We start from the raw sequence: 12736 nt of genomic DNA, 5'->3' as shown, positions 1-12736 counted from the left end.
CCTATTCTTCAATTATTGGATTAGTTTTATTTTTTTTCTTTTCAAAAGGTCTTTCACCAAATATTTTTTCTAAATCAACTTTAAACATAACTTCTTTCTCCAATAATAAATCGGCAAGTTGGGTCAGTTTATCTTTATGTTCACTTAAAAGGTCAATTGCTCTTTGGTATTGAGCTTCAATCATTTTAGAGATTTCTTCATCAATAACTTTAGCAGTATCATCACTATAGGGTTTTACGAAAGAATCATTTCCTGATGAATCGTAATAGGTAATGTTACCTACTTTTTCGTTTAATCCATATACAGTAACCATAGCACGAGCTTGTTTGGTAACTTTCTCTAAATCACTTAAGGCACCCGTAGAAATTTTATTGAACATTAACTTTTCAGCAGCTCTACCACCCATTGTAGCACACATTTCGTCAAGCATTTGTTCTGTTTGAATAATCTTTCTTTCTTCAGGAAGATACCAAGCAGCACCTAATGACTGACCACGAGGAACAATAGTTACTTTTACTAACGGAGCAGCATGTTCTAACATCCAACTTACGGTAGCGTGACCAGCTTCATGAAAAGCAATAACTTTCTTTTCTTTTGGCGTGATTACTTTGTTTTTCTTTTCTAAACCACCAACTATTCTATCAACAGCATCTAAGAAATCTTGATGCTCAATAGATTCCTTATTGTTTCTTGCAGCGATTAAAGCAGCTTCGTTACATAAGTTAGCAATGTCAGCACCAGAAAATCCTGGAGTTTGTTGTGCTAATAATTCTAAATCAGCATTCTCGGCTAATTTTAAAGGTTTAATATGTACTTCAAAGATTTCTCTACGTTCGTGTAAATCAGGTAAGTCAACATATATCTGACGGTCAAAACGACCTGCACGCATTAAAGCCTTATCTAGTACATCAGCACGGTTTGTTGCAGCTAATACAATAACATTTGTATCAGTACCAAAACCATCCATTTCTGTTAAAAGTTGATTTAATGTGTTTTCACGTTCATCATTACCACCTGTCATACTGTTTTTACCTCTTGCACGACCAATAGCATCAATCTCGTCAATAAAAATAATAGAAGGAGATTTTTGTTGCGCTTGTTTAAATAAATCTCTTACACGAGAGGCACCAACACCAACAAACATTTCTACAAAATCAGAACCTGATAAAGAGAAGAAAGGTACACCTGCTTCACCAGCGACAGCTTTTGCTAGTAAGGTTTTACCTGTTCCAGGAGGCCCTACTAATAAGGCTCCTTTAGGTATCTTACCACCAAGTTTTGTGTATTTTTCAGGTGTTTTTAAGAAGTCTACAATTTCTTGAATTTCCTCTTTAGCTCCTTCTAAACCAGCAACATTTTTAAAGGTAGTTTTTACCTTTGTGTTCTCATCAAACAATTTAGCTTTTGATTTACCAATGTTAAATATTTGACCACCGCCACCAGCTCCAGATCCACCACCAGACATTCTTTTCATAAAGAAAAGCCAGATACCGATTAACAGAATAAAAGGAAGAAACTCGAATAGTGTTGATATTAAACTAGTTGGCTCTTCGTTTTTTCTATCAAAATCAAGATTGTTTTCTACTTTTTCTTTTTTTATTTCATTTTCGAAATTTTGTAAATCTCCAAAATTATAGCTATATAAAGGTGCTCCCTTTCTGTAAAAAGGAGAATCTGTTATTTTTTTGTGCTCCTCTTTCTTCTCTGCTTCGCTTTTTAAGAATATCTGAGCAACATTATTATTTTCAATAACGATTTTTTGAATATCGTTTGCTTGTAAAATTTTATTGAATTCGTTTTTAGAAATACTTCTAGATCCTAAATTGTTTGAGTTAAAAAAACTCAATCCTAACAGGACAACTAATATCGGAATGTATATCCAAAATGAATTTAAACTAAATTTCGGAGGATTTTTTTTCTTATCACTCATAAATAATATGTGTAAATTAGTAGCAATTAAGCTGGGTTAATTTCAGTGATTTTAGCATCACCCCAAAGACTTTCAATATCGTAATAATCACGTACTTGTTTTTGAAAAATATGAACAACAACATTTACATAGTCCATTAAAACCCATTCAGAATTTCCTTGCCCTTCAATATGCCAAGGTTTATCTTTAAGTTCTTTACTTACCATTTTTTGTACAGAACCAGAAATGGCGTTTACTTGAGTATTTGAATTTCCTGAGCAGATTATAAAATAATCACATACAGTATTTTCTATTCCTCTTAAATCTAGTAATTGGATATTCTCTCCTTTTACCTCTTCAATACCTTTTATAATCACAGCGATTAAATCGTCTGTGCTTGCTTGTTTTTTAGTCATCAAAAAAAATTAAGTTTTTAGCAAAGTTATTATTTTTTTGTGAGTTATTTGCTTAATATTGATACTTGTTTTACTCACAAAACTTATATGAAAATAATCAAACTTGATGCCATTGATTCTACTAATTCTTTTTTAAAGAATATGGCAGCAAAAGTAAGGGTTGATGATTTTACTGTTGTGATAGCAAAAACACAAACATCGGGTAGGGGGCAAATGAATGCTAATTGGGTTGTCGATTCAGGTAAGAGTTTGACTTTTAGTGTTTTTTGCAGGTTGGTTAGTCTTAATATTGCGAATTTTAAGTATTTAAATTACTGTGTTTCTTTGTGTGTTTATGAAGCTGTTAAAGATTTAAAATTACCAAGATTAGCGATTAAATGGCCCAACGACATTATGTCAGAAAATAAAAAAATAGCAGGTATTTTAATAGAAAACACCTTTAATTTAACCGAAATTAGTTCGTCTGTTATAGGAATTGGTATTAATGTGAATCAAAATAGTTTTTCAAATGATTTACCAAATGCTGCTTCAATAAAAATGATTACAGGTAAAGAGATAGATTTAGAGCTGTTATTTAACAAAGTTTTACAAATTTTAAAACAAAAAATAGTATTGCTACACAAAAAAAAATATGCTGTTTTAGAAGAGGAATATTTAAATGTGTTGTATAAAAAAAATGTTCCGAGCATGTTTAAAACTGCTCAGAACATTTTATTTATGGGTAAAATTGTTGGAGTTGCCGATACGGGTAATCTCCAGATCGAATTAGAAAACGAAACGATTAAAGAATTTGGAATTAAAGAAGTTTCGTTTGCCTAATTTATATTTTTTCAATATTCTCAGTTAAAGTTTCAATAAACTTAGTTAATGGTTTTTTAACCATCATCGCCATCATCGCGTTAAATTCACCATCAAAACTTAAAGTAACTTCACTTTCATTGTCAGAAACATCATTAATATCTGCTGATAAGGTAAAAGGTAATTTGCTACTAGCAGCACCTAATGTAATATTAGAGTACTCCGTTTTTTCTTTCATTACCAATCTTATTTCAGGCATTCCTTTTAAACCAAAAATAAAACTATCACCATCTACTTCAAATTTCTGAGTGTTTTCTGGCATTAATTGTTCGAAGTTCTCTAATTTGATTAAAAAATCAAACACTTCTTTTGGTGATTTTTTTACAATTACTTTATTTCCTTCAATATTCATTATATCTTATTTTTCGTTTTGTTTCCACTTACTAGGTGCTACTCTCCAATCTTCTAATAATCTCAATTCTTCACTAGTAATATATTTACTATCTAAAGCCTGTTCAAGTAGGTATTCGTAATTACTTAAGGTGGTTAGCTCTACACGATCGTTTTTAAAGTTTTCGGTAGCAATATCAAATCCGTATGAAAAAATTGCAATCATACCTTTAACATTTGCATTTGCTTCTTTTAAAGCTTTTACTGCATTTAAACTACTCTTACCTGTGCTAATTAGATCTTCAATAACAACCACATTCTGACCGCTTTCTAAATGTCCTTCTATTTGATTTTTACGGCCATGTTTTTTAGGTTCAGGTCGTACATATACGAAAGGAACTCCTAGTTCTTGAGCAACTAACATACCAATTGCAATTGCACCAGTAGCAACACCTGCAATAACATCGGGTTTACCATGTTTCTCTTCAACCAATTTAGCGATCTTTTCTTTTAAGAAATTTCTAACTGGTGGGTAAGATAGTGTTACTCTGTTGTCGCAGTAAATTGGTGATTTCCAGCCAGAAGCCCATGTGAAAGGTTCTTGAGGGTTTAATTTAATAGCTTTTACTTGCAGAAGAAGTTCGGCAGTTTTTTTTGCTGTATCTTTGTTAAAATCCATAACGCAAATGTATAAAGTTTTTGTTAATGATAAACCAATAATCTTTACAACTTCAGTAAAAAATGAAGAAGATTATGTTGTTTATATTTACAAAAATACAATTATAGAAGAACTTATATACAAGTTAAAACTAGGTAAATTAAAAGGGGTTTATCTTTGTACTGCTAATTTAGAAGAGGATTGGGAAGTCTTTAAAATGAAATTTAAGGTTCTTGTTGCTGCTGGCGGACTCGTTTTAAACGATAAAAAAGAAATTTTATTTATTTACAGAGGTAGTAAATGGGATTTGCCAAAGGGTAGACAGGAAAAAGGAGAGAATGTAGCGGAAACAGCAATAAGAGAGGTTGAAGAAGAATGTGGTATTACAAATCTTAAAATTGATAAAAAACTAATTAAAACATATCACTTCTTTATTCAGAAAGGAAAACACCGATTAAAAGAAACACATTGGTACTTAATGTCTTCATCTTACAAAGGCATACTAACTCCGCAGTTAGAAGAAGGTATAACCAAAGTAATGTTTAAAGATGCTGAGGCTACTAATAAAGCGCTAAAAAGTACATTTTCTAACATTGTTATGGTTTACAAGTATTATGCAACATCGCTAAAAAAATGACACTCTGTCATTGTTGGTAAATAACTTTATTATTTTTTCTGCCAAAACAAAAGTAAAAACCAGTTGGCACACAGTTTGACTAGTACTACTTGTAAAATTGAATTAAAAATTTAAGATAAATAGTTATTAGTTATGAGTAAAATTATAGGAATTGATTTAGGAACCACAAATTCATGTGTTTCTGTAATGGAAGGGAATGAGCCAGTAGTAATTCCAAATTCAGAAGGAAAAAGAACAACACCATCTATCGTAGCATTCGTAGAAGGAGGAGAGCGTAAAGTTGGTGATCCAGCAAAGCGTCAAGCAGTTACTAACCCAACAAAAACAGTTTATTCTATTAAACGTTTTATGGGTAATAAGTTTTCTGATTCTTCAAAAGAAGCAGGAAGAGTACCTTATAAAGTAGTAAAAGGAGATAACGATACACCTCGTGTAGATATTGATGGACGTTTATATACGCCACAAGAAATTTCTGCAATGGTATTACAGAAAATGAAAAAAACAGCTGAAGATTATTTAGGAACATCTGTTTCTGAAGCTGTAATTACTGTACCAGCATATTTTAACGATGCACAACGTCAGGCGACAAAAGAGGCTGGTGAAATTGCAGGTTTAAAAGTTAGAAGAATTATTAACGAACCAACTGCAGCTGCTTTAGCTTATGGTTTAGATAAATCTCACGATGATAAAAAAATCGTTGTTTTTGATTTTGGTGGTGGAACACATGATGTTTCTATATTAGAATTAGGAGACGGTGTTTTCGAAGTATTAGCTACAGATGGTGATACGCATTTAGGAGGAGATGATGTTGATGAAAGAATCATTAACTGGTTAGCAGAAGAGTTTATTGCAGACGAAGCAATGGATTTACGTAAAGATCCAATGTCTTTACAGCGTTTAAAAGAAGCTGCTGAAAAAGCGAAGATTGAATTATCTAGCACAACTTCATCAGAAATTAACTTACCATATATTACAGCTACTGCTTCAGGACCAAAGCACTTAGTTAGAACATTAACAAGAGCTAAGTTTGAGGCTTTAATTGATGATTTAATCAAAAGAACTATTGAGCCTTGTGCAACTGCTTTAAAAAATGCTGATTTAACTATCGATGAAATCGATGAAATCGTATTAGTAGGTGGATCAACTCGTATTCCTGCAATTCAGGAAGCTGTTGAGAATTTCTTTAAAAAATCACCAAGTAAAGGAGTAAATCCTGATGAAGTAGTTTCTTTAGGAGCTGCAATTCAAGGTGGAGTTTTATCTGGAGATGTAAAAGACGTATTATTATTAGATGTAACGCCTTTATCTTTAGGAATTGAAACAATGGGTAACGTATTCACAAAGTTAATCGATGCGAATACTACTATTCCAACAAAAAAATCTCAAGTATTCTCTACAGCTGTAGATAATCAACCATCTGTAGATATTCACGTTTTACAAGGTGAAAGAGCAATGGCAGCAGATAACAATACAATTGGTCGTTTCCAATTAACAGATATCCCACCAGCACAAAGAGGAGTTCCTCAAATTGAAGTAACTTTCGATATCGATGCAAACGGAATTATTAAAGTATCTGCATCTGATAAAGCTACAGGGAAAACTCAAGATATTAAGATTGAAGCTTCTTCAGGATTGTCGGAAGAAGAAATTGAAAAAATGAAAGCTGATGCAGAAGCAAATGCTGATGCAGATGCAAAAGCAAAAGAAACTGCTGAGAAAATCAATGAAGCAGATTCTATGATTTTTCAAACAGAAAAGCAATTAAAAGAATTTGGAGAGAAATTATCTGCGGATAAAAAAGCGCCAATTGAAGCTGCTTTAGTTGAATTAGTTGCTGCTCACGAATCTGGAGATACTTCTAGAATTGATAGTGCTTTAACAACTATTAATGATGCATGGAAAGCTGCTTCTGAAGAGATGTATGCTGATAAAGGTGCTGCAGGAGCTCAACAAGCGCAACCAGAAGCAAATACTGCTCAGGAAGACAATGTTGAAGATGTAGATTTCGAAGAAGTAAAGTAATTTACTGAATAGAAGTTAAAACATAACGTTTTATAAATATAAAATCCATTACAAGAAATTGTAATGGATTTTTTTATTTTCATTATTTTAATAATAACTACATTTGAAGATGTAGATTTAAAAATATATTTTTGAAAAAAATAAGTATATACCTGTTTTTAACCTTTTTATTGCTTGCTAATAAAGTTATAGCACAGCATCCGGTTTATACTCATTTAACCGAAAAAGACGGCTTACCAGATATTGAATTTTATAGTATTATAGAAGACAAGGATGGTTTTATTTGGTTAGCAGCAGATAAAGGTCTTTTTCGTTATGACGGAAAAGAATTTAAAAATTATACACATCCAGAAAAAAGAGGATTATCTGTCTTTGGTTTAAAAACAGATAATAAAGGAAGAGTTTGGTGTAATAATATCTCAGGACAATTTTTTTATATAGAAAATGATCAATTAACCCTTTTTAAAGATTTAGAGAAGGAAGTAAAAGGGCAGTTAGCTATATTTTCATTTTACAATAAAAATATTGTAACAAGTACTAAAACAGGGGTTTATGAGGTTGGTATTAGTGGTTTAGATCAATTAAAATTATTTGATGTAAAAGGACCATCATATCCTTTGTATGTTAAAAATGACACGTTATTAAATTTACATGGTCATGAGTTAAAAAGCATGTCAAAAAAATCAAAATCAATTGTAAAATATCAATTGAATGAATATGAAAAATATGAGTTTAATAAATGGGAAATAACATCATTCAAAAATAAAGACTTAGTTTATGCCTACAATTCAAATAATTTAAAAGTAGAACCTAAATTATTTTATGAACTAGGGAATCAGCTTAAAGAAATTGTCTTACCTAAAACTTTAAAAAATAATGAAGTCATACAGTTTTACAATGAATCTGATGAGTTATGGGCTTGTACTCGAAATGGCGTATTGATATTTGAATTTAAAGAAGGAGCCCTAGTGCATAAAAAAACCTATTTTAAAGGAAAAGAAATTAGTGCAGTATTAAAAGATAGAAATAATAATTATTGGTTTACTTCATTAAGAAATGGAGTGTATATAATTCCGAACATTTATATCGAAAAGTATAAAATTGATGAAGAAAAAATAAATATAAGCGCAATGAGTCGTATTGGTAATGACTCTTTAATTATTGGGTCTACCAAAGGTCATTTAGCAATTTTAAATAAAAAAGATAAAGAAGCTGAGTTTATTGAACATGTATACAAGGAAAAAATATATTCTATTTGCGACAGTAAAGATAAAGTGTATTTAAGTTTTGGCGGAAATTCTTTTGTCTACAATAAAAAAAGAAAAAATATCTACGAGGACAAGTTTTGTTCAAATGCAAAAGATTTATCTTTAATAGATGAAAACAATATATTATATGCTAGTCATAGTTCTGCTACTATTATAAATACTAAAAATAAAAGCACTTATCTTTTAAAAGGATCTAGATCATACACAACATATTATAGTAGTAAGAAAGATATATATATAGGCTATGTTGATGGCTTAGAAAAATATGATGAAGAAAAAAAAGCGTTAAAAATATTGTTTAATAATAAACCCATTTTTGCCATAGATATTGATGAAACTAGCGATGGAACTATCTGGGTATCTACTTTTAAAGATGGGCTTATTGGTGTTAAAAACGGAAAAACTATAATAAATTACACAAAAGAAAACGGCTTGTTATCTAATCATATGGGTAAAATAAAAGGTGATGGTAAATTACTTTGGGTTACTACAAGTAAAGGGTTGCAAGTATTGAATAGCAAAACAGGAAAATTTAAAAACTTAACGCAAAAAGATGGTATTAACTCTTTTAATATATCAGAAATAATACCATTTAAAGATGTTTTATTTTTTAGTTCAAATAAAGGGTTGTTTAAAATAAACAAAGAACGAGTTTTTAAAAATAGAAATGTTTTAGATTTTTATTTTACCTCAATTTTAATAAATGATAAAAAGGTAGATGAAAAAGAAAAATATGAATTAACATCAGGTACAAAAAGAATAAAATTTAACTTTCATACCAATGGTTTTTTAGCAGAAGATAATATTGTTTATCAATATAAATTAACAGACATTTCAAGTGCAGATAAATGGAATAAGATTGATAAAGGAATAAATCAAATTACATTTAATAACCTTGCACCAGGAAAGTATATTTTTAAATTAAAGGCTACTGAATTAAATGGGCAAAAAGAAACAATAGAAAGAACGATTAACATAGAAATAAATTTTCCTTTTTATAAAAAATGGTGGTTTTTATTTACTGCAATAATATTTTTGTTTCTTCTGGTTTTATATCTTTTTATGAATAGTTTAGAAAAGTTAGAAAGAAAACAAAAGATAGCCATTGAAAAAGAACGAATGAAAAAAGCGTTGGTAGGATCAAAGTTAGAAACCTTACAATCTCAAATGAATCCGCACTTTACGTTTAATGCCTTGAATTCAGTTCAAAATTTAGTGCTAAAAGGAAGCAAGCAAGAGGCTTATGATTATTTAACAAAGTTTTCTTCATTGTTAAGGGAGAGTTTACTATTAAGTACTAAAAGTTTTGTGTATTTTGATGAAGAATTGTCATTAATAGAAAAGTATTTAGAGCTAGAAAAACTTAGATTTAGAGAAGGTTTTTCATATGAAATAATAGGGGCAGAGTTTATTGATGATGTTAAAATACCAACAATGATAATTCAGCCATTTATAGAAAATGCGATAAAGCATGGCTTGCTTCATAAAGTAAACGGAGTTGGAAAAATAAAAATTGAATTCTTTCAAGAAAAACTCTTTAAATGCATAATTACAGATAATGGAGTTGGGTTAGAAACCGCAGCAAGAATAAATAAAGGAACTAGTGCTAAAAGAGAATCTTTTTCAACAAAAGCAATAAAAGATAAGCTAAAAATATTAAAGGATTATTATAAAACAGACATTGGTTTTCAATATGAAAATGTAACTAAAGGGACAAAAGTAATTATCAAAATTCCGTATACATTCTAAAAAATAAAATTCGGAAAGTATTTTATGCTATTCGAAAACTAAATAAGGGCTTTTTAAGATAAAAGTAGAATATTTAAACCCTAGGATAAAATATTAAAAAAAATGCATCCTAGTTTTTTCCATTTAAATCACATGAACATTTTTATTAAATTATATTACTTTTTATTAAACACAGGAGTCGAGTTAAAAAAAGGTAGTGAGTACAAAAAAATAAGGCTTTTAAATGCCTTTTGTATTACATGGTCTTTAATGATTATTATTATAACAATATTCGATTTGTTATTCGATAGAGATGTAAAGGATAGCTTAATATTACACGCTATTTCTTATCTTTTAATAGGTGTTGTTTTTTACTTTCAAAAAGTAAAAAAATATACTCAAGCAAGAGTTGTTTTTATATCTTCGATCATAGTTATAACATTTCTTTTTGCTAACTTTATAACACCTTCAATGTTAATAGAAAATTTTTATTTTCTTTATCCGTTAATAGGGGTGTTATTTATAGATAAAAAATGGATAAATATTCTGTTCCTACTCCTTTGTTTTCTCTTGTATTTTATACCTAATATTTTCCTGAATTTATATCCTAAGAATACGATTTTACCTGTATTGGTTTTTTGTGTTTTTCTAGGAACATTTGTTATTTTATTTTATTCAGAACAGCTAAATAAAAAACAAGAAAAGAAATTATTAGAAAATAAAATAAAATTAGAAAAGGCATATTTAAAATTAGAAAAACAAAAAGAAAGCGAGTTAACGATTTTAAGGTTACAAACATTAAAAGCACAAATGAATCCTCATTTTATGTTTAATACGATGAATTCTATTCAGAATTTAATTTTGAAAGAAAATAAAAAGGAAGCTTATAATTTTTTCACAAAATTCTCATCCCTGATGAGGCAAAATTTAAAAATAAGTGATACTAATTTTATAAGTTTAACAACAGAATTGTCTATAATTAAAAGTTATTTAGAATTAGAGAAATTACGGTTTGGAGATCAATTCTTATTTAAGATCAAAGAGTTAGATTCTGATAAAAAAATTCAAATTCCATCAATGATAATACAGCCTTATATAGAAGAAGCAATTCGATATAGATTATTGCATTTAATAGATGTTGATAAACAATTATTAATAGAGTTTTCTTTAAATAAAGAAGTGCTAGTTTGTGAAATATCAGATAATGGAATTAGTAATTTTTCTCATGAATACGAAGAAGAATCATCGTCTAGAACAATACTTGAAAAAAGATTGATTTTATTAAAAGAATATTATAAAACTGATATTGGTTTTACATATCAAACAGTAAAGGGAGGCACCAAAGTAATAGTAAAAATACCTTACATACATTCTCATGAATAAATTAAGCGCCATAATTGTAGATGATGAAATTAATGCAAGAGAAAATTTAAGATATTTGTTAGATGACTTTTGTGAAAATATAAATATTTTAGGAGAAGCGACCAATGTTGATGAGGCAGTAATAATAATAAAAAACCAACAGCCCCAAATTGTTTTCCTAGATATTGAAATGCCTCAAAAAAATGGATTTCAATTATTAAATGAATTTGATGAAATAAATTTTCACATAATTTTTGTGACAGCATATGATAGTTATGCAATAAAGGCTTTTCAAGTAGCAGCAATAGATTATCTTTTGAAACCAATAGACGTTTCATTGTTAGAGAAGGCAATAAAAAAAGCAGAAAAGCATATCGAAAACAATACACCATCTAAAAGAATTAACTTACTACAAGATAATAATAAGAAAATAACTAAAGTAGCAATACCTTATAAAAATGATTATGCGATTGTAAATATTAGAGATATATTTTGTATTGAAGCAGATAGGATGTATTCTGTATTGCATATGAAGAATAATAAAAAATACATGGTAGCAAAAAAATTAAGCTATTATGAAAAATTACTATGTGATAACGGAGTTTTTGTAAGATTACATAGATCGTGGATTATTAATATTGATATAATTGAAACCTATTCAAAAAAAGAAAAACAAGTAACTTTAGAAACTCAAATTAAAGTACCTGTTAGTAAAAGTTATAAAGAAAGTTTTGAAACACTTTTTTATAATTAATAAACTTTAGAATATTTTTAATGGAAAAAGTAAGGAATATATAGCAAGTCAAAATTAGAAACTAGTTTTGGCTTTTTTATTAGGAAAGAGTAATAGTTCATTGGGAAACAATATTTGCTAACTATAATTTAATATATTCATTTTCGAAGTCTAATTTATAATCGAAAAACCAATTAAGATGAAAAAAGTAATATTATTAATGGTGGTAATCAGTTTCATGTCTTTTAATGTAGTAAATAATTCTATAATAAAAGAAGAGAACACCAAAGAAGTAGTTTTAGGGAGTAGTATTTCGTTAGTAAACGATACAAAAGGAAAAGTATCTATTTACACTGGTACAGGTTTTGTAAGCTTAAATAAAGGTTCAAAAACAAGTATTTCATGTAAAGTAGGTAAAGAAGTACGATGGGCAAATAAGGGGAAAAAAGGGAATATTATTTTTAAAATCGAAAGCAAGCATTGTGGTAAAACATTGAAACTTTCTAAGCTATAATTAAGAAACAAAATTATGTTATTAGAAGCCAAAACTATAAAATAGTTTTGGCTTTTTTATTTAAAAAAAACTATAATATTACTAGAAAACAATATGAAGATTTTTTTATAATTTTTAGTAGAGAGTTTTTAGAAGAAATTGGGAATTGTTGAATAAAAAGCTTTTTTTTCGGTAAACGATAATGATTCGTTATGTATTTACCAATATTTAAAAAAACAAAGTTTAAATTATAATTAATTGTTTATCAGTTTTTTAATTCGGAAACTTAAATGGTTCATTCGGAAGTATTTTAAAGCAATAT

The 12736-nt window shown here is 28.8% G+C and carries 11 protein-coding genes; 7 read left to right on the top strand and 4 right to left on the bottom strand.

The genetic code is table 11. From position 1 onward, the window contains the following. Position 1: 1 nt before the first annotated feature. Complete coding sequence (ftsH, locus tag AC28QF_RS07730; RefSeq protein ID WP_488201432.1) at positions 2-1930, bottom strand: ATP-dependent zinc metalloprotease FtsH; 1929 nt, start codon at positions 1928-1930, stop codon at positions 2-4. Positions 1931-1956: 26 nt separating this feature from the next. Then, complete coding sequence (gene rsfS / locus AC28QF_RS07725) at positions 1957-2325, bottom strand: ribosome silencing factor (protein ID WP_488201433.1); 369 nt, start codon at positions 2323-2325, stop codon at positions 1957-1959. Between the two features lie 87 nt (positions 2326-2412). On the opposite strand from rsfS, the gene AC28QF_RS07720 reads away from it, so the two are divergent. Beyond that, positions 2413-3144, top strand: a complete 732-nt coding sequence (locus AC28QF_RS07720; RefSeq protein WP_488201434.1) for a biotin--[acetyl-CoA-carboxylase] ligase — start codon at positions 2413-2415, stop codon at positions 3142-3144. A 1-nt stretch (position 3145) separates the two neighbouring features. Here the strand turns inward: AC28QF_RS07720 and AC28QF_RS07715 are convergent, their stop codons facing one another. Together AC28QF_RS07715 and pyrE are read right to left on the bottom strand one after the other, a co-directional pair. Further along, a complete protein-coding gene (locus AC28QF_RS07715) occupies positions 3146-3535 on the bottom strand; it encodes an SRPBCC family protein (RefSeq protein WP_488201435.1) in 390 nt (129 codons plus the stop codon). Between the two features lie 6 nt (positions 3536-3541). After that, entirely contained in the window at positions 3542-4192 is a 651-nt protein-coding gene (pyrE, locus tag AC28QF_RS07710) for an orotate phosphoribosyltransferase (RefSeq protein WP_488201436.1), read from the bottom strand. A gap of 7 nt (positions 4193-4199) precedes the next feature. On the opposite strand from pyrE, the gene AC28QF_RS07705 reads away from it, so the two are divergent. The 6 genes from AC28QF_RS07705 (at position 4200) to AC28QF_RS07680 (ending at position 12435) form a co-directional block, all read left to right on the top strand. Next, positions 4200-4808 (top strand): NUDIX hydrolase, encoded by a 609-nt coding sequence (locus AC28QF_RS07705; protein ID WP_488201437.1) that lies wholly within the window; start codon positions 4200-4202, stop codon positions 4806-4808. A gap of 132 nt (positions 4809-4940) precedes the next feature. After that, positions 4941-6830, top strand: a complete 1890-nt coding sequence (gene dnaK, locus AC28QF_RS07700) for a molecular chaperone DnaK (RefSeq protein WP_488201438.1) — start codon at positions 4941-4943, stop codon at positions 6828-6830. Between the two features lie 131 nt (positions 6831-6961). Next, positions 6962-9847, top strand: a complete 2886-nt coding sequence (locus AC28QF_RS07695; RefSeq protein ID WP_488201439.1) for a sensor histidine kinase — start codon at positions 6962-6964, stop codon at positions 9845-9847. A 249-nt stretch (positions 9848-10096) separates the two neighbouring features. Further along, positions 10097-11209: a sensor histidine kinase gene (locus AC28QF_RS07690; RefSeq protein ID WP_488201440.1), complete on the top strand. Its 1113-nt coding sequence runs from the start codon at positions 10097-10099 to the stop codon at positions 11207-11209. Further along, complete coding sequence (locus AC28QF_RS07685; RefSeq protein ID WP_488201441.1) at positions 11202-11942, top strand: LytR/AlgR family response regulator transcription factor; 741 nt, start codon at positions 11202-11204, stop codon at positions 11940-11942. Before AC28QF_RS07690 ends, AC28QF_RS07685 begins: the two co-directional genes overlap by 8 nt. A gap of 178 nt (positions 11943-12120) precedes the next feature. Beyond that, positions 12121-12435 (top strand): hypothetical protein, encoded by a 315-nt coding sequence (locus tag AC28QF_RS07680; RefSeq protein WP_488201442.1) that lies wholly within the window; start codon positions 12121-12123, stop codon positions 12433-12435. Positions 12436-12736: the final 301 nt, after the last annotated feature.

The organism is Tenacibaculum sp. M1.3A (assembly GCF_057732375.1).
Note: the sequence above shows the minus strand (reverse complement) of the source record. Positions and strands in the feature narration are given on the sequence as shown.